The following is an 18,632-nucleotide window of genomic DNA, read 5'->3' on the forward strand; positions in this document are numbered from 1 at the left end:
TTGTGAATGTTATGCTTATGTTATTATAATTAGATTCCCGTTTTCACGGAAAAGACAATTTGAACTGAAACCCAAAATAAATCTTGGAAATTATTTTCATTTAAAAATGAATATCCACCTGTAATCTATACAATAATTGATTTGTATTAAAACCAATATCAGTATAGCTTAGATCTGTTTGTACTTTTAATTGATGACCCGATATATATTTAGAGAGCCCTAACGTATATTGATTTTCTGCTCCTTTTCCGGTAATATTTCTGTCTAAAGAAATATTTGTGTAACGTGCAGAAACTTCAATTGTTTTAGAAACTAAATATCCGGTTTGTAAATTCAAGCCATTTCCAACCTGAACTTCATCTCCTGTTAAAGTACCATCAGAATTTTTGGCAAAAGCGTCTTTTGCATCTCTATTGGCATATTCTCCCATAAAAGAAAATCCTTTGTGTTTGTACATGGTATCTATAAAAAAAGTTGAAATATTTGTGGAGAAAAAACCCGTATCGTTTAGCATATAAGCACCTTGATTACTTTTGGTTTTAGATGCATTGTTATTAAAATCATACGCAAAACCAAGAGATAGTTTAGGGTTCTGTTCAAATTTCAAATCACTTCCTTTATAATCTCCTTTGTTTTTAAAATCGCCAAAAGGAAACAATTCAATTCTAGAGGTGTATTGATGGCCGCCAATATTTCCTGTAGTAATATTTCTTCCTTCACCCTGCGAAATAGAAAAGATTTCTTTGACTAAAAAAGTATCTGAAAGATGAAAATGATGTCTTAATTGAACACCCATATCACGATCTATGGTAAACCTGCTATTTAATAAAGACCTGTCTACTTGTTGCAAATTTGCAGAAGATATAACACGTTCTCTATTTCCAGGTAATTTGGTTTGCCCAAACCATAAGACAAAGTTTCCAGAGAAATTCCATTTTAAAACAGCGTCTAAAATATATCGAGGAGCATTGCCTGTGTATTTAGAAGCACCAGATTGATCTCTGTTAGACAAACCCAATTCTACTTTGTATCTAAGTTTGGGTGAATACGCAAAACCATCAAATTTTAAACGAGACCTTCTAATTAACATAGAAGTTTCTGGATTCGAAAGACCGTTATTTACTTCCCATTGAGAGGTTGCTAAGGTTTGGAATCTTAAACCTACTTTCATAGACCAAGTACTGTCTTTTCCTTTTAAGTTTAAAAGACCTTTTCCAAATTTAGGTGCATTGGTTTCCTGAGCATTCATGCTTAAAGATGAACACATAGAAGTTAGAATTACTACATAGAGTAGCATCGAAAATTTCATATTTATTAGTTTTTGTCGCTGCAAAGAACTACTAAATATGTTAATTTAACGTTAATGGAATATTATTAAATAAAAAACTGCCTTGGCCAAAGGCAGTAGGTCACATAAAATAGTTGACAAAAACTAATAAATTTATAATGACACTTCATCTTTAAAGATTATTACAAATATCTAACCATAGGTTTAATTTAATGTTTGCTGTAAATTAAAAAACTGTTAACTATTCTCTACAATTTAACCTTTAGATAATGTTTCTGTAATACAAGCATAATTTAAAGCTAACATAGACTTTACAAAACTAACGGACTTTTGCCTAAGAAATAACAAACAATAATGAAGAAAATTTTATTTATTGCTTTTATAGCACTAAGCCAAGTTTTAATAGCGCAAGACAAAGGAATTCTAAAGGGTGTTTTAACCGATAAAGAAACAAACAACGATCCTTTGCCTTTTGCAAACGTATTTATCAAAGGAACTACAATAGGTACTACTACAGATTTTGATGGCAACTATACCATAAATGTTCCTGCGGGAACACACACCGTTGTATTTAGTTTTTTAGGGTACAAATCTGTAGAGAAGCTTTTTACAATGAAAGCTGGTGAAACTGTAATTGTAAACCAATTAATGTCTGCAGAACAAGGGGTTGGTTTAGATGAGATTGTTATAAAGTCTTCTACAAATAAAGAATCTGTGAATGCTCTTTTGTTAGAACAAAAGAAGGCGATTACAATTGAACAAAAAATTGGTCAACAAGAACTAATAAAAAAAGGAGTAGGAGATGCTGCAACTGCACTTACAAAAACAACAGGTATTTCTAAACAACAAGGCTCTGGTAATGTTTTTGTAAGAGGTTTAGGAGACAGATATAATATTACTACCTTGAATGGTTTGCCGTTACCGTCTAATAATCCATCTCAAAAAAATATAGATTTAAGTATTTTCTCAACAGATATTATAGAATTTATTTCTATTGATAAAACTTTTAATACTAAGAATTTCGGAGATTTTAGTGGTGCAAATATTGATATTTCATCAAAAAAATACAAAGGAAAAGGTTTTTTAGAAATTGGTTTAGGTTCATCAGTAAATTCAGAAGCAATTTCTCAAGATAATTTTTATTTGAATGATGGACCAAATACAACAGGGTTTTATGATATAGGCATTCCTAATTTCCCATTAAATAACTATAATTTTGGAACAAGTTGGGATAGAGAAAAAGGAAATACACCAGTAAATATGAATCTTTCTTTAAAAGTTGGAGATTCTTATGATTTGGGTGAAGATACAAAACTTAGTGTTTTTGGAGTTGCTTCGTTTGATAACGGATATCAATTTAGAGAAGGAGTCAATAGAGGTAGCGTAAATGTTGGAGGTGTTGCAAGAAGAGATTATGATTTTAAGAACTATATCTATAAGACAAACACTACAGCAATGGGTAATATTCGTTTAAAGCACAAAAATCATGAGTTTTTGTACAATGCTTTAATGATTAATACTTCTAATCAAACACAAGAAGAATATACAGGTATTGTAGATGTTTTTGATTATGCTCCAGAAGGCGGTGCATTTGTGCAAAGAGCACTTTTTGAAAGAACACAATTATTTGTACATCAATTATTAGGAAACCACAAGATTCAAGATAAGTTTGAAGTAAATTGGGGTGCTGCATATAATTTTGTAAGTAGCGATGTTCCTAACAGAAGACAAGTAATTGTAACTCCAGATGATTGGAATATTCCAAATGGACCAAAATCTTTTAGAAGAACTTTAAATGATTCTGATAACCATAGATTTTATCAAGATTTAGAAGAAGAAGAATTAGCAGCAAATATTTCAACATCCTATCAATTTAATAAAAACGATGAGGGTGATTATAAAGGAAAAATTACTTTGGGCTATAGTGGAAGGTTTAAAGATGTCGACTTTAAAGCAACTCAATTTAATTTTAGAATTAAAAATAGTGGGGGAAACGCAGTTACACAACCAATAATTACAGATATTTACAACTTAGATAGTTATTTTAATCAGGACAATTTTAGTGCGGGTCTCTTTGATATTAGAACTTTTAGAGGAGGTTTGGGCACAAATACTGATGTTTTGAGACCACAAACTTATGGTGGAAATCAAAGTATTCATGCAGGATTTCTAAATTCAGAATATATATTTTCTAAAAAACTTACAGCAGTTTTAGGTATTAGAGTAGAGCAAATTAATCAATCTCTTAATTTTAACACCTCTTTACAAAGCGGTGAAAATGAATTAGATCAATTAGAATTTATGCCTGCAGTTACTGTGAAATACACTTTAAATGATAAAAATAATTTAAAATTTGCGGCAAGTAAAACATATACCTTACCTCAATTTAAAGAAAGAGCTCCTTTTCAATATGATGAAACTCCAACTTTAACAACCTTGGGAAATCCTGCATTGTACACATCTACCAATTATAATTTTGATGTAAAATGGGATTTCTTTCCAACATCAGAAGAAATAATATCTGTAGGTCTTTTTGGTAGATTTATAAATGATCCAATTAACAAAATTACTATTAACTCTGCTTCCAATGATGTAAGTTGGGTAAATTCTGGAGACCAAGCAACTGCCTATGGTGTTGAACTTGAAGCTAGGAAAAACTTTTTTGTTTCTGAAAGAGACACAAAAAATAAAATTTTAGAAACTAAATTATCTGGTGGTTTAAATGTTTCTTATTTAAAAACAAATCAAGATTTAAGTCCAGATAAAGTATTTCAAGAAACTTCAGATGCAGGTTTTCCTTTAAGTGTAGATTTCTCTTTTGATGAAAGTGCATTATCTGGGGCTTCAGATTTATTAATAAATGCAGATATAACATTCTTAAAAGAATTTACAGCAGAAAGTAATATTCAATCTACAATAGCTTTCAACTATTTTTCAGATAGAATTTTTGCTTTGGCAACAGAATTAGGGAGAGGTAATATTATAGATTCTGGAATCCCAACCTTAGATTTTATTTTAAAATATAGTCCAAATAAAAATCTTGGTTTGGGCTTTAAAGCAAATAATATTTTAAACCCTACAGTGGAAAGGGTACAAGAAGTACAAAACGTAACAGTTTCTTCTTTTAAGTTAGGTATAGATGTTAGCTTGTCGTTAAGCTATAACTTTTAGTTAACATTTGTATAACCAAACCTTAAAATTTAGAACATATAAACTTAACAATAGTTCATTTATTTTGTATAAACAAAAACTAAAAATTCAATAAAATGAAAAAACAGATTTTAAGTATTTTAATGATAATGGCAAGTTTTACACTAGTAATATCTTGTGGAGATGACGATCCAATAATTACGTCTAGTTGTACAGATGGTATTCAAAATGGTGACGAAACCGGGATAGATTGTGGAGGTTCTTTATGTGAACCATGTGCATCCAATTCAGTTTTAGAAGGAGATGTTACTGATGATGTAACTTTGGACGCTTCAATAACATACGATTTGCAAGCAGCTTACGTTGTTAGAGATGGGGGTAAATTAAGAATTCCTGCTGGAACCATAATTAAAGCATCAGGAGGTACTGCTTCTTATATTGCAGTGGCTCAAGGCGGGCAAATTTTTATTGATGGTAACAAAGATAATCCAGTTGTAATGACTTCAGGAAGCGCTTCTCCTGAAGCTGCAGATTGGGGTGGTTTAGTAGTTTGTGGTAAAGCACCAACAAATGTTGGTTCAACTTCAACATCAGAAGTAGCAGATTTAACTTATGGTGGTTCTGTTTCTGCCGATAATTCAGGTTCTATTCGTTACTTAAGAATAGAATATACAGGTGCAACTTTTAACAGTTCAAAAGAATTTAACGGTTTATCTTTATTTGGTGTGGGTTCAGGAACAACTGTAGAATATGTACAATCTTTTGAAGGGGGAGATGATGGTATAGAATTTTTTGGAGGTACTGTAAGTGGTAATTATTTAGTTGCTACAAATTCTGGAGATGATTCAATTGACTTCGCTGACGGTTGGGCCGGGACTGGCGAAAACTGGTATATTTCTGGTGGAGCTCAAGCTGGTATAGAAGGTTCTAATAATGGTGATAATGGAAATGCAACTCCGGTTACAATGGCAACTTTAAAGAACATTACGGTTGTTGGTCCAGTAGCTGAGGGTGCTTTATACTATAAAGAAGGTGGAGGTAACTTTACTATAGATAACTTTTATATTGCTAGTTCTAATTTAGGTGTTAAAGTAAGTTCTACAGATGCTGAAGCAGCTGCAAGATTAGAAGCTGGCGCTTTAGTAATGACAAATGTACAGTTTGCAAATAATATATCTGGTTTTGTTCAAACAGATTATACAGGAGCTAACGTTAACTTTATCAGTCAAGGTATTGCAACTGGCGCTGGTAATGGAGCAGGTGCTCCTGATTGGGCTGCAGGTTGGACAAGAGGTTTAAGCAATAGTGGTGTGACATCAGAGAATTTAGCTGGTGAAGTAACTAGTGATGTTACTTTAAATGCCAATGTAGAATATTTATTAACAAGTTCTTTTGTTGTGAAAGATGGAGGAAAGTTGAGAATCCCTGCTGGAACTACAATCAAAGCAACGGGTGGTACTGCTTCTTATATTGCGGTAGCACAAGGTGGTCAAATTTTTGTAGAGGGCACGGCTTCTAATCCAGTAGTTATGACCTCTGGAGTGTCAAATCCTGCAGCTGCAGATTGGGGTGGTTTAGTAATCTGTGGAAAAGCACCTACTAATGTAGGTTCGGTATCTACCTCAGAAGTAGCAGATTTAACGTATGGTGGTTCTGTTTCTGCCGATAATTCAGGTTCTATTCGCTATTTAAGAGTAGAGTATACAGGTGCAACTTTCAATAGTTCTAAAGAATTTAATGGTGTATCTTTATTTGGTGTTGGTTCTGCAACAACTTTCGAGTATGTACAATCTTTTGAGGGAGGAGATGATGGGATCGAATTTTTTGGAGGTACTGTAAATGGTAAGTACTTAGTTTCTACAAATTCTGGAGACGATTCAATAGATTTTGCTGATGGTTGGGCTGGAACTGGTGAAAACTGGTATATTTCTGGTGGAGCTCAAGCTGGTATAGAAGGTTCTAATAACGGAGATAATGGAAATGCAACTCCTATTACAATGGCAACATTAAAAAATATTACAGTTGTTGGTCCTGTTGCTGAAGGTGCTCTTTATTTTAAAGAAGGTGGAGGAAATGTCACTATTGATAATTTTTATATTTCTGGTGTTGATTTAGGTGTAAAGGTAAGCTCAAGTGATGCTGAAGCTGCTGTTAGAATAGAAAATGGTGATTTAAAAATGACTAATGTTCAATTTGTGAATAGTCTTTCTGGTTTTCTATCTACAGATTATAGTGGTGCAAACCAATCATTTATTATTGAAGGAACTGCAACTGGTGCAGGTAATGGAGCTGATGCTCCTACTTGGACAAATGGTTGGACGAAAGGATTATAGAAATTATAATTTGTCTAGTCCTAAAAAACCGAGCAGCTTGCTCGGTTTTTTTTATATAATTTATTTTTCTTAACTATTCAATAACTTATTTTTAACAGCTTATTCATTTAATTTTTAGACATTTAATATGTAAAACTCTAAAAACATTTTATTATGAAAAAAAAATATTATATAATAATTTTCTTAACGTTTTTATACACTTTAGGTTATTCACAAAATTATAATTATCACAGGTTGGCAACATACTCTAACCTTACGAATGCTTGTTCAGAAAATAGTAGTGATAGGTTTATTGTTAAAGTAAATATAGATGATGTTCTTTTAACTAATGGAGAATATTATTATATTGACTTAGGAACTAATTTTGGATTAGGAAAAAGGTATTGTAAAGTATTGAATAATTCAATTGGTTCAGGTGATGCTGATTTTAATTTAACCGATAATTTATTAAAATCTCAAAATTCTTTTAATCCTTGTAATTCGGGCTATTATTATTTTAATTTTTCAACTTATTCTACAGCTGAATATGCTTGCACTGAAAATCAATCTGATCGTTTTCAAATAAAAGTAAATTTTCTTATGGATAATGTAACATATAATAATTTGAATGTTAATACTACTCCGATTAAAATAGATTTTGGAAATACTTTTAATTTAGGTGTACGTTATTGTAAAATTAATAATAAGAGTTTGGGAAAAGGAGATGCTGATGTGGATTTGAATTCTTTTAATTCAACAATAATCAATTTTCTTTCTAATTCACCATGTGAAGAAACCTTTTATAGATATCATAGAGTAATAACTTTTACAAGTTTAGAGAGAGCTAAAAATTATTTATGTAATAGTAATAATGCTAATGATGGGGTTTTTAAAATAAATTTTAGGATTGATCAATTGCTAAATATAAATAAAATTTTTCAAGCAAATTTTGGAAGTAACTTCAGTTTAGGGAATAGATATTTTGTAGTTTTAAATAGATATAATGGAAGTGGTGATGCTGATTTTGATATGGATGTAAGTAGTATAAATTTTAACAGCATCGGTTGTGTCTTGGATTCTGATAATGATGGAGTCCCAGATTCAAATGATAATTGCCCTAACAATCCAAATACGAATCAATCAGATATAGACAATGATGGTATTGGAGATGTATGTGATTCTGTAAATAATAACACAACAGATTTAGAAATAAATGAAAATAATGTTCATTTAACTAGTGATTGCTTTAGTTGTTGGAGTGTTGTAGCTAACTTAAATAGTAATTCTCAAAGACACATTGCTAATGAATTTGGTACAGCATTGAATTTTTCCCTTTTAATAATTGAAAATAGTGGAAATATTGCTACCCCTTCAACCAAAATTAATTATTATTTATCTACAGATAATAGTTTAAGTTCTAATGATTATAAATTTTCAAAATCTACAAGTGTTCCCGCAATTAATTCTGGGCAATATTATAATGCAGCAACCTCATTAAGTGGTAATGATTTTAAAAATTCTGGAGCACCTTATGGCTACTATTATTTTATTATAAAAGTTGATGCTGATGCGCAAATAAATAATGAGATTTCAGAAACAAATAATACTGTTAGCTTCAGAATAAGATATAGAAAGGATACTTTTAGTAAAGTAGGGGCTTCGAAATTAATTCTTATGACTGATGATATTAATGAACAAGAAGATATTCTAAATAATAATAAAATCACTGTCTATGATATTTTAGGTAAGATAATTGTTAAAGAAACTGTTATAAGAGGTTTTTTTGAAAATAAAGAAATTTTCAAAAATCTTAAAAATGGTGTTTACATTATTAAAACAGATTCTGAAATTAGAAAGATTTTGATAAATAATTAATAATTAAGGATAAAGATACAGGCTTAAAGCCTGTATCTTTATTTATAGAAAACAATTTTATTCAGCTTTTTTTGAACAACAAGCCATTTTACAATCTTCTTTGCAAGCTGTTTTATCACTTTTTAGTTCACATTTTTCTTTACAGGCATCAGTACAAGAATGAGCTACTTTTTTAGTTGCTGAGGCTTTGTATAAATCTCCGCCTGCAATGCCATCAACAAAAGCAATTAGATCTTTTTTAGAAGTTGTATACGCATCAAACGATATGTTAGCAATACTATCGTTAAAAATTACTTTGGCGTCTAGCACGCCTTCTTTTTTAGACAATTTAGATTGTATGGTTTTTGCACAACCAATTTCACAAGTCATACCAGAAATGGCAAGAGAAATAGTTTCTTTTTTAATTTCTTTAACGGGTTCTGTTTTGCATCCTGTTAGGATAAGACAAGCAATAGCTATTGAAAATATTATTTTTTGAGCTTTCATTAGATTCTGTTATTAAATTATATTACAAATTTATCAATATTAAGATTGATATCTTAATAATTATTAGACTTTTGCAACTTGAAAAGATAAAGCATGAATAATCAACAACAAAAATGGTTGTATTTGGTCTTACTTTCTTTGGTTTGGGGAAGTTCTTTTATTTTAATGAAAAAAGCCTTGTTGGGAGTTACGCCTATTCAATTAGGAGCTTTAAGAATGATATTTACTGCGATTTTTTTACTTGCTGTTGCGCCAAAATCCTTAAAAAAAATTCAAAAGAAGCATTATAAATACATTGTTTACACGGCTCTTACAGGTACTTTTATTCCAGGGTTTTTGTTTGCTTTTGCCATTACAACAATAGACAGTTCTATTGTATCTATTCTAAATTCACTAACCCCTTTTAATACACTAATTTTTGGAGCACTATTTTTTGGTTTTGCTTTTAAGAGAACGCAATTGTACGGAATTTTAATTGGTTTGGTTGGGACGTTAATTTTAATTCTGAAGGGCGCAGCTTTAAACCCAAATCAGAATTATTGGTATGCCTTATTAATTATTGTGGCCTCTGTAGGTTATGCTTTTAATGCAAATATGGTAAAGAAGTATTTAGACGATTTAAATGCACTTTCCATCGTAACGGGTAATTTTTTATTGCTAATTATACCCGCAACCATTGTTTTGGCTTTTACAGATTTCTTTACAACATTTAGTTTTAAAGATGAAGTGTTGATGCAGTCTTTAGGGTATCTAGCAATTCTATCGATTGTAGGAACAGGAATCGCAAAAACGATTTATAATAAATTGGTTCATATTTCAGATCCTGTTTTTTCATCATCAGTAACCTATTTAATTCCTATTGTAGCAATTTTCTGGGGATTGTTAGATGGCGAAGCGTTAAGTCCACTTCAAATATTTGCAGGAGTTATTATTTTATTAGGAGTGTATTTGGTGAACAAGACGAAATAGATTTAAGTTTCAGGTTTCAGGTTTCAGGTTTCAGCGTTTCAAGATTTAAGAAAAATTAGTTTCTGTCATTCAGAAGGAGGAATAATTGAAGCACCTCTTAGATGAAAGATTTTTATCAACTTCAAAATTTAAAACAAAAAAAGAGTCAAAACGCAGTGTCTTGACTCTTTTTTTTATACTCTTGTATCTGTTTTAATTATTTAAAATCTGCGTCAGAAACACCTTCGTTTATTTTAATTTCTGCAACTTTGAAATCTAACGTCATTGGGCCACTTTTTAGAGCAACTGAATGAGGAAACATAATTCCGTTTACCTCTTTATAATCAGCAAAAGTTGTAGGAACTTCTATTTCTTTACCGTCTGGAGTTTTTACAGTTTTTATTTCTTTAGCTTTTAAACCTGTTTTTACATTGTAGAAAACTTCAGTATTACCAAGTACGATAACAAAATAATTTTTACCATCAATAGGTTCAATTCTATCAAGCTTTCCCATTTTATAGGAAGCATCATTAAAAGGAGCTAAAACAGCTTTGGCTTCTAAAACTTCTTCTGGTTTCATTTCCATTTTTTGTCCTCTTGCTTCTTGGTATCCTTTTGTTCCGTCAAAAATAATTTTTTGCATTGCATTTCCCATTACAGAAATTACCATTGATGATTTGTTTGGCGCAGCAGCTTTACGTGTCATTACCAAAGGAGTTCCTTGAATAGTTGCGTTCGAAACAATCATTGTTGTATTTACAGCCATTACTTTGTCTTTACCTCCAATGGCTTCAAAGTATTTATCTACTACTTGTGCTGCAGTCATTCCTGCAGGAATTGGCAACGTCATTGCTGGTTTTACAGTTGGGTTTCCTTCTTTATCAAAATAATTGATTACATAATCTGTATTCTCTAAATTTTTTAAAACATCAATTCCTTTCCCCGTAATAACAATTCTTGCTTTGTCTGCTCTAAAATATTTAATGGCAGCATTTTGAACATCATCTAAAGTAACAGCATTTATGTTTTTTAAATAGTTTTCATAATAATCTTCTGGCAAGTTATTTTGTAAAATACTTAACGCGTAACTGGCAACTGTACTTGGTCTTTCTACTGCTTTTACAAAATTTCCTAAGTATTTTGCTTTTGCAATATCTAACTCTTGTTGAGTTGCTTTTTGATAACGAATTTTGTTGATTTCTTTCATTGCTTCCACAACCGCGCTGTCTGTAACCATATTTCTTACAGAGGCAGACATCTTAAACCTAGAAGCATATCTATTTGCACCAACTCCAGAGTAAGCACCATAAGTATATCCTTTGTCTTCACGAAGATTTTTATACAATCTACCAGTTCCGCCACCACCAAGAATTTGGTTGGCTAATAAAACAGCATAATAATCTTTGTCGTTCATTTTTAAATCTACAGCACTAATAATGGCCATTTCAGATTGCACTGCATTTGGCATGTTAATAAAGTTTATTTCTGTAGTTGCAGGGTTTTTTACTTCTGGTAAAACCTGTGGCGTGATTACTCCTGGTTTCCAAGCACTAAATAATGAGGTAACTTGTTTTTTTACATCTTTAAAATTTACATCACCAATAATTACCAAATACGCATTGTTTGGTTTAAAAGTTTTTGTATATAAATTTTTAACATCTTGTAAAGTGATGTTTTTTAAAGTTTCTAAAGTTGTAAATTCTCCATAAGGATGCTCTTTACCATACGTTAAAGCTCTATCTACTTGACCCGCAATAGCAGCAACACTCTTTTGATTTGCTTTAATGCCATCTTCAGATTGTTTCATTTGTTTGTCAAATTCCTCTTGCGCAAAAACAGGATTAAAAGCAGCATCTGCCATTAATTCTAAAACTTCAGGAAAATATCTAGATAAAGAGCTTGCAAAAGCACTTTCTGAGCCAAAACTAATTCTAGCACCTAAGTAATCTACCTTAGAATCAAAATCTTCTTTAGACATGTTTGTAGATCCTGTACCTAACATACCACCTACAAAACCTTCTACACCAGATTTATTTCCGTGAGCCATTGGTTGATTGTCTATATCTAAAGTTACAGAAACTCTAGGTAATTTATGATTTTCTACAACTAATACTTGCAGTCCGTTTTTTAAAGTAAACTTCTTTGGAGTTCCTATATTAATTTTTGGAGCGGGTCCAGATGCTGGCATTTTGGTTCTATCAACTTGAGCAGAAATACTCATTGATAAGAATAAAAATGTAATTATTGAAAATATATTTGTTTTCATTGTTCTTATTTTTATGTGATTATTTCTTTTGTGATGCTGGTAAATAGTCTATTACAACACGTTTGTTTTTCGCTAAATATTTTTTAGCAACGGCTCTAATTTCTTCTTTTGTGATAGAATTAATAACTTCTAACCCCGTATTAATTTTTTGTGTGTCTCCCATTAGCATATAATTACTTACCAATGATGATGCAATGCCTTCTACGCTTGAGTTAGAGGAAACAAAATTGTTTTCGAACTTATTTCTTACTTTTTGTAAATCTTCATCAGAAATTAATTCTGTTTGTAATTTTAAGATTTCTTCATCCATTTCATTAATCAAATCATCTAAAGTAGTTTCTCCTAAAGGAATTGCTCCAATTGTGTACACACTATAATCAACTAAAGGTCTACCAAAAGAAAATACAGCTAAGGCTTTCTTTTTAGTTTCTACTAATTTTTTTTGTAGTCTAGAACTTTTTCCATCACTTAAAACAGTAGAAATAACATCTAAAACTTTAGCATCTCTATCTCTCATAGATGGTGTTTTGTATGCCAAAACAATTGCAGGTAATTGAATATTAGAGTCGTATTCTGTAACTCTTTTTTCTGTGGTTCTTTCTGGTTCTATCGTTTTAACAGCTTTAGGTGCAATTCTTGCTGGTATTGTACCAAAATAATCTTTAATTAAAGACTTCGTTTCCTTTTTTTGAAAATCTCCAGCAACTACTAAAACAGCATTGTTTGGCATATACCATTTGTCATAAAATGCTTTAAATTCTTCTAATTTAGCATTGTCTAAGTCTTCAATAAAACCAATTAAAGGTCTCCCATAATTGTGGTTATCAAAAATATGCTTGTAAATCATTCCGTATTGAATTTTACCATAAGGCGCATTATCCATACGTTGTCTTTTCTCTTCTTTTACAACTTCATTTTGTGTATCAATGGCCTTTTGATCTAAAATAGGATGCAAAAGTCTTTCAGATTCCATCCATAAACCCAACTTTAATTCGTTAGAAGGATATGTTCCATAATAATAAGTTCTATCCCAGTTTGTATTTGCGTTTCCGCTTCCACCTCTTGCAGATTGTATCTCACTCCATTTACCTCTTTCAATATTCTTTGTTCCAGTAAACAATAAGTGTTCATAAAAATGAGCCATTCCTGTTTTTCCATCCTCTTCATCTACAGAACCTACATTATACATAACACCAACAGTAACTAGTGGCGCAGAATTGTCTTGATGCAATATTACATGCATTCCATTGTCTAATTTGTACTCTTCAAATTCAACCTGTTGTGCATTTGTAGAAAATGCAAGCAGTAGTGCCGAAGCAAGAGAAAACATACTTTTTTTCATTTATTTTTTGTTTAATTAATATTTGATGACCTGTTTGACGCAGAAAAATTTTCTTTGTTACAACAAATTAACATTCTTTATAAGATATTTTCAAAAATAATAAGAATCCTGCAAAATAAGAAGTTAAAACGCTATTTATTCACTTGATTCTAATGCTTTTATTTTTTAAGACAATGTTGTAGGATTCTAAAAAAGATGTATATTTGCATCCGCATTTTCAACAGAGAAGATGCCATTAATTAGTATAAATACGCAAAACAAATAGTATGTACGCAATCGTAGAGATAGCAGGGCAGCAGTTTAAAGTTGCAAAAGACCAAAAAGTATACGTACACCGTTTAAAAGGAGAAGAAGGATCGAAAGTTACTTTTGATAACGTTCTTTTACTTGATGACAAAGGAAGTATATCTATTGGCGCCCCAGCTATAAAAGGAGCCGAAGTAACGGCAAAAATTTTAAGTCACTTACAAGGTGATAAAGTAATCGTCTTCAAAAAGAAAAGAAGAAAAGGTTATCAAAAGAAAAACGGACACAGACAAGCTTTAAGCGAGATTCAAATTGAATCTATTGCTGCTTCTGGTTCTAAAAAAGCTACTAAAAAAGAAGCTGCACCAAAAACTGCTACTAAAAAAGCAGAGGTTGAGGTAAGTGATAATTTAGTTACAAGAGCAGAAAATCGTGTTGAAGAAAGCAACGTGGAGATTGATGTTGAAAAATTATTAAATAGTATTGGTACTGCAACGAAAGCAGAAGCTGATGATTTAAAAGAAATCAACGGAATTGGACCTGCCTATGCAGATAGACTAAATGAAGTTGGTGTGTATACATACGAACAAATCAGTAAATTAAAAGTTGCTGATAGAAAAGAACTTTCTGCTATTGATGGTATAACTCGCGATAAGATAGAATCTGAAGAGTGGGTGAAGCAAGCAAAAGCTTTATTAAAGAAAAAATAATTAATCGATTAAATATTTAAGCCATGGCACATAAAAAAGGAGTCGGTAGTTCGAAGAACGGTAGAGAATCAGAATCGAAACGTTTAGGTGTAAAAATATTTGGAGGACAAGCTGCAATAGCAGGTAATATTATTGTTCGTCAAAGAGGAACCACTCACAATCCAGGAGAAAACGTTTACATGGGTAAAGATCATACTTTACACGCAAAGGTTGACGGAGTAGTAGAGTTTAGAAAGAAAAGAGACAATAGATCTTATGTTTCTATAACTCCATTTGAAGCTTAAGAAATTAAGGTTTAAAAAAAGTTTAAAAGGCTCAAACATTCAATTGTTTGAGCTTTTTTGTGTTTAGCGTATTTTGTAGAAGTATACTAGCTTCTATTTTGTACTTTTACAAAGATGAAATTTTTGTACAATTTTGTAGTCTTTTTGGCTTCTTTATTATTGCCAATAGTAGCTGTTTTTAATAAAAAAATAAAGCTTTTTATGGATGGTAGAAAAGAGACATTTGCTAAAATTTCACCCTTAAAGAATAAAGACGTTATTTGGTTTCACGCAGCTTCTTTAGGTGAGTTTGAGCAGGCAAGACCTGTTATTGAAGAAATTAAAAAAAGGCATGCTAACTATAAAATAGTAGTCACTTTTTTTTCTCCTTCGGGATATGAAATACGAAAAAATTATAATTTAGCTGACGTAATTTGTTATTTGCCATTAGATTCAGAAAAGAATGCAAGAAAATTTATTGAAATATTAAATCTGAAGTTAGTAATTTTTATAAAATATGAATTTTGGCCTAATTTTCTAAATGAATTAAAAAAGAAAGAAATTCCAACAATTTTAGTTTCAGGAATTTTAAGAGAAAAGCAGCTCTTCTTTAAAAGTTATGGTGGCTTTATGAAAAAGTCTTTGGAGGCTTTCCATCATTTTTTTGTGCAAGATGAGAGTTCTAAAAAATTGCTAAAGTCCATCAATCTTGAGAATGTTACGGTTGCGGGAGACACTCGTTTTGATAGGGTTTCTAAAATTTTAGAACAAGATAACTCACTAGATTTTATCAACGAATTTAAAGACAATACCTATACAATTGTTGCAGGAAGTACTTGGGCAGAAGATGAAGAGTTATTAGTGAATTACATAAATAAGAAAGCCTTAGAAAACGAAAAATTTATAATTGCGCCTCATAATATCAAACAAGATGCAATTTTAGAATTGCAAAAATCAATTAATAAAAAGGTTATTAAATATACAGATGTCTGGTCGAGCGAAGTCGAGACCTCAAAAAAGTTGAAACTCTCGAAAAAGTTTGTCTTGAGCGAAGTTGAAAGAACCAAGGAGATAAAAAATAATTTAGCGGCATATCAAGTTTTTATTATTGATACCATTGGTATTCTAACCAAAATTTATGCTACTGCAGATGTTGCTTATGTTGGAGGAGGTCTAAAAACAGGTTTGCATAATATTTTAGAACCAGCAACTTTTGGGATTCCTGTAGTGATTGGAAATAAGTATGAAAAATTTAAAGAAGCTGTAGATTTGGTGCATATTGGTGGCTGTTTATCAATTAAAAATCAAGAAGAATTCAATACGAGTTTTATCAATTTAAAAAACGATACAAACTTTAGAAATTTAACAGGAATTATCAATAAAAAGTATATTGAAGATAACCTTGGGGCAACAGAATTAATTATGAATTATTTAGAAACAAAATTATAACAAATGTCAGGTCGAGCGTTCCGAAGCTTCGGAAGAGACCTCATTATTTAATATGAAAGCATGGATTTTATTTTACAACCTTGGCCTTGGTACGTTGGAGGCCCATTAATAGCAATCTCGCTATTATTATATTTTTACTTCGGAAAGAATTTTGGCGCATCTACAAATTTTGAAACCCTTTGTACAATGGCGGGCGCAGGAAAAGTATCTGACTATTTTAAAAAAGACTGGAAAGAACGTGATTTTGCAATGCTATTTGTTATTGGTTTAATTATTGGTGGATTTATTTCTGCCTATTATTTAATACCAAATCAAACCATAGATTTAAATCCAACAACAGTTCAAGAACTAACTGATTTAGGTTTTACAAATGTTGCAAATCAGTATTTTCCTGATAAGATTTTTGGTGAGGAAGCATTTTCATCACTTAAAGGATTTTTAATTTTGTTACTTTCTGGAGTACTCATTGGTTTCGGAACACGTTATGCTGGTGGTTGTACTTCTGGGCATGCAATTACAGGTTTAAGTAGTTTACAATTACCATCTTTATTAGCCGTAATTGGTTTTTTTATTGGTGGAATTATAGCAACTTGGTTTATAATTCCAATTTTATTTTAGGAATTTATTCATTTCCTGCAAGGTTTCAAAAACCTTGTTGGTATTCATAACAAATAAACATACCTACAAGGACAAGGAAAAAAAGATCTTGCAGGGTAAAAATATCAAAATGAAAAACATCAGATTTTTAATATTAGGATTTTTTTTCGCAATTGTGTTAAGTAAAACGCAAGCCATTTCTTGGTATCGTTTTTATGAAATGTTTAAATTTCAATCTTTTCACATGTTTGGAATCATTGGAGGCGCAGTGGTTATTTCTGCTATTTTTATGCAGTTGTTTAAAAACGGAAAAATTAAAGATATCAACGGGAATAAAATTATACCAAAGCCAAAGAAAAAAGGCTTTATCAGCACTATTTTGGGAGGCACCTTTTTTGGTTTAGGCTGGGGAATTTCTGGTGCTTGTGCAGCACCAATTTTTGTGATTCTTGGTTTTAAATTAGTTCCGGCTTTAATTTTATTAGTGGGTGCGCTTTTAGGGGCATTTATATACGGAATCTTGAGTAAAAAATTACCAAATTAAATGAGCAAACTTGTAGATAATTTTGGACGACAAATAGCATATGTGCGATTGGCAGTTACAGATCGCTGTAACTTGCGATGCCAATATTGCATGCCTGCTCATGGAATAGATATTGTGCCAAGACAGGAATTATTAACTTTTAAAGAAATGTACCGTCTAGTTCGTGTTTTAACAGAGTTAGGTGTCAATAAAGTACGATTAACTGGAGGCGAACCTTTTGTTCGGAAAGACTTTGTTGGTTTTTTAGAAATGCTGTCTTATAATGATTTGTTAGATGCGATTAACATTACTACAAACGGAGCATTAATTTCTCATCATATTTCTAAAATTGAAAAGCTTAAAAAAGTAAAAAATATCAATTTAAGTATCGATAGTTTACAAAGAGAAAAATTTGCAAAAATTACACGAAGAGATGTTTTTCCAGAAGTCTATAAAACCTTTGAATTATTAGAGAAAAGCAGTTTAAATTTAAAACTGAATGTGGTGGTACAATCGGGTTTTAATACAGATGAAATTACTGATTTTGTAAGACTAACAAAAGATAAAAATGTTGCTGTACGTTTTATTGAAGAAATGCCATTTAATGGAAAAGGGCAACGCGAAATGCAAGAAAACTGGACGTTCAGAAAAATTTTAGAAGAAATACAAACGGAATTCAAAGTAAATGAGGTTCCATCTGAAAAATCATCAACATCTAGAAATTATTCCATTGATAATCATTTAGGAACTGTGGGGATAATTCCTGCATTTACTAGAACTATCTGTAACGATTGCAATCGAATTAGAATTACAAGTACAGGAACTTTTAAAAATTGTTTGTTTGACGATGGTGTTTTTAACTTACGCGATTTTATCAGAAAAGGCGCTTCTAATGACGATTTAAAAGAACTTTTTTTATCTTTAGTGAAAGAAAAGCCAGAAAACGGATTTATAGCAGAAGCGAATCGAAAAAAAGGAGGTATTTCTGAAAGTATGAGTACAATTGGAGGGTAAAGCCCATCTTAACCTTCACATTTCGTCTTCGCTCAATGCAAGCTCCAAGAAGAAATACTCTTGTGTTTGTGTTACCCTTATAGTTGGTTTGTCATCCTATGTTTGCAAAAGGATATGGATTAAAGTATTTATATTAGATAGATATTAATAAAAAGGAGAAAGA

The 18,632-nt window shown here is 31.3% G+C and carries 14 protein-coding genes; 10 read left to right on the top strand and 4 right to left on the bottom strand.

The genetic code is table 11. The features are described from left to right. Positions 1 to 100: 100 nt before the first annotated feature. Entirely contained in the window at positions 101 to 1,309 is a 1,209-nt protein-coding gene (locus tag Q0998_RS17350; protein WP_299672151.1) for a porin, read from the bottom strand. A 333-nt stretch (positions 1,310 to 1,642) separates the two neighbouring features. Here Q0998_RS17350 and Q0998_RS17355 point away from each other — a divergent pair, with 333 nt between their 5' ends. From Q0998_RS17355 to Q0998_RS17365, 3 genes are all read left to right on the top strand, one after another. Beyond that, on the top strand, positions 1,643 to 4,459 hold the full coding sequence (locus tag Q0998_RS17355; RefSeq protein ID WP_299672153.1) for a TonB-dependent receptor: 2,817 nt from the start codon (positions 1,643 to 1,645) through the stop codon (positions 4,457 to 4,459). Positions 4,460 to 4,554: 95 nt separating this feature from the next. Further along, entirely contained in the window at positions 4,555 to 6,771 is a 2,217-nt protein-coding gene (locus tag Q0998_RS17360; protein ID WP_299672155.1) for a hypothetical protein, read from the top strand. 153 nt (positions 6,772 to 6,924) lie between these two features. Next, positions 6,925 to 8,625 (top strand): thrombospondin type 3 repeat-containing protein, encoded by a 1,701-nt coding sequence (locus Q0998_RS17365; protein ID WP_299672157.1) that lies wholly within the window; start codon positions 6,925 to 6,927, stop codon positions 8,623 to 8,625. 57 nt (positions 8,626 to 8,682) lie between these two features. On the opposite strand, the gene Q0998_RS17370 is transcribed toward Q0998_RS17365, so the two are convergent. Beyond that, positions 8,683 to 9,111, bottom strand: a complete 429-nt coding sequence (locus tag Q0998_RS17370; protein ID WP_299672159.1) for a heavy metal-associated domain-containing protein — start codon at positions 9,109 to 9,111, stop codon at positions 8,683 to 8,685. A 93-nt stretch (positions 9,112 to 9,204) separates the two neighbouring features. Here Q0998_RS17370 and Q0998_RS17375 point away from each other — a divergent pair, with 93 nt between their 5' ends. Beyond that, complete coding sequence (locus Q0998_RS17375) at positions 9,205 to 10,080, top strand: DMT family transporter (protein WP_299672161.1); 876 nt, start codon at positions 9,205 to 9,207, stop codon at positions 10,078 to 10,080. A gap of 196 nt (positions 10,081 to 10,276) precedes the next feature. Here Q0998_RS17375 and Q0998_RS17380 read toward each other — a convergent pair whose 3' ends face one another. Together Q0998_RS17380 and Q0998_RS17385 are read right to left on the bottom strand one after the other, a co-directional pair. Continuing rightward, positions 10,277 to 12,325 (bottom strand): pitrilysin family protein, encoded by a 2,049-nt coding sequence (locus Q0998_RS17380; RefSeq protein ID WP_299672162.1) that lies wholly within the window; start codon positions 12,323 to 12,325, stop codon positions 10,277 to 10,279. Between the two features lie 19 nt (positions 12,326 to 12,344). Beyond that, complete coding sequence (locus tag Q0998_RS17385; RefSeq protein WP_299672164.1) at positions 12,345 to 13,667, bottom strand: pitrilysin family protein; 1,323 nt, start codon at positions 13,665 to 13,667, stop codon at positions 12,345 to 12,347. 266 nt (positions 13,668 to 13,933) lie between these two features. Between Q0998_RS17385 and rplU the strand changes: the two genes are divergently transcribed. From rplU to moaA, 6 genes are all read left to right on the top strand, one after another. Beyond that, on the top strand, positions 13,934 to 14,623 hold the full coding sequence (gene rplU / locus Q0998_RS17390; RefSeq protein WP_299672166.1) for a 50S ribosomal protein L21: 690 nt from the start codon (positions 13,934 to 13,936) through the stop codon (positions 14,621 to 14,623). A 23-nt stretch (positions 14,624 to 14,646) separates the two neighbouring features. Continuing rightward, positions 14,647 to 14,907: a 50S ribosomal protein L27 gene (gene rpmA / locus Q0998_RS17395; protein WP_299672168.1), complete on the top strand. Its 261-nt coding sequence runs from the start codon at positions 14,647 to 14,649 to the stop codon at positions 14,905 to 14,907. A gap of 114 nt (positions 14,908 to 15,021) precedes the next feature. Continuing rightward, the gene (locus Q0998_RS17400; RefSeq protein WP_299672170.1) at positions 15,022 to 16,335 is read left to right on the top strand and encodes a glycosyltransferase N-terminal domain-containing protein; all 1,314 of its coding nucleotides are present in this window, start codon (positions 15,022 to 15,024) and stop codon (positions 16,333 to 16,335) included. 60 nt (positions 16,336 to 16,395) lie between these two features. Continuing rightward, positions 16,396 to 16,953 (top strand): YeeE/YedE thiosulfate transporter family protein, encoded by a 558-nt coding sequence (locus tag Q0998_RS17405; RefSeq protein ID WP_299672172.1) that lies wholly within the window; start codon positions 16,396 to 16,398, stop codon positions 16,951 to 16,953. A 109-nt stretch (positions 16,954 to 17,062) separates the two neighbouring features. Further along, positions 17,063 to 17,476 carry a YeeE/YedE thiosulfate transporter family protein gene (locus Q0998_RS17410; protein ID WP_299672174.1) on the top strand — a complete coding sequence of 138 codons (414 nt, stop codon included), beginning with the start codon at positions 17,063 to 17,065 and terminating at the stop codon, positions 17,474 to 17,476. Beyond that, positions 17,477 to 18,469 (top strand): GTP 3',8-cyclase MoaA, encoded by a 993-nt coding sequence (gene moaA, locus Q0998_RS17415; RefSeq protein WP_299672176.1) that lies wholly within the window; start codon positions 17,477 to 17,479, stop codon positions 18,467 to 18,469. The last annotated feature ends 163 nt before the right edge of the window (positions 18,470 to 18,632 follow it).

It is taken from the genome of uncultured Polaribacter sp. (genome assembly GCF_947501385.1).
Taxonomy (GTDB): domain Bacteria; phylum Bacteroidota; class Bacteroidia; order Flavobacteriales; family Flavobacteriaceae; genus Polaribacter.

Bases quoted from the DNA above. Each gene is read 5' to 3' on its own strand.
- Q0998_RS17375 (WP_299672161.1), top strand. From the start codon at position 9,205: ATGAATAATCAACAACAAAAATGGTTGTATTTGGTCTTACTTTCTTTG.
- Q0998_RS17360 (WP_299672155.1), top strand. From the start codon at position 4,555: ATGAAAAAACAGATTTTAAGTATTTTAATGATAATGGCAAGTTTTACA.
- Q0998_RS17350 (WP_299672151.1), bottom strand. From the start codon at position 1,309: ATGAAATTTTCGATGCTACTCTATGTAGTAATTCTAACTTCTATGTGT.
- Q0998_RS17385 (WP_299672164.1), bottom strand. From the start codon at position 13,667: ATGAAAAAAAGTATGTTTTCTCTTGCTTCGGCACTACTGCTTGCATTT.
- Q0998_RS17365 (WP_299672157.1), top strand. From the start codon at position 6,925: ATGAAAAAAAAATATTATATAATAATTTTCTTAACGTTTTTATACACT.
- Q0998_RS17380 (WP_299672162.1), bottom strand. From the start codon at position 12,325: ATGAAAACAAATATATTTTCAATAATTACATTTTTATTCTTATCAATG.
- Q0998_RS17405 (WP_299672172.1), top strand. From the start codon at position 16,396: ATGGATTTTATTTTACAACCTTGGCCTTGGTACGTTGGAGGCCCATTA.
- Q0998_RS17355 (WP_299672153.1), top strand. From the start codon at position 1,643: ATGAAGAAAATTTTATTTATTGCTTTTATAGCACTAAGCCAAGTTTTA.
- rpmA (WP_299672168.1), top strand. From the start codon at position 14,647: ATGGCACATAAAAAAGGAGTCGGTAGTTCGAAGAACGGTAGAGAATCA.
- Q0998_RS17400 (WP_299672170.1), top strand. From the start codon at position 15,022: ATGAAATTTTTGTACAATTTTGTAGTCTTTTTGGCTTCTTTATTATTG.
- moaA (WP_299672176.1), top strand. From the start codon at position 17,477: ATGAGCAAACTTGTAGATAATTTTGGACGACAAATAGCATATGTGCGA.
- Q0998_RS17410 (WP_299672174.1), top strand. From the start codon at position 17,063: ATGAAAAACATCAGATTTTTAATATTAGGATTTTTTTTCGCAATTGTG.
- Q0998_RS17370 (WP_299672159.1), bottom strand. From the start codon at position 9,111: ATGAAAGCTCAAAAAATAATATTTTCAATAGCTATTGCTTGTCTTATC.
- rplU (WP_299672166.1), top strand. From the start codon at position 13,934: ATGTACGCAATCGTAGAGATAGCAGGGCAGCAGTTTAAAGTTGCAAAA.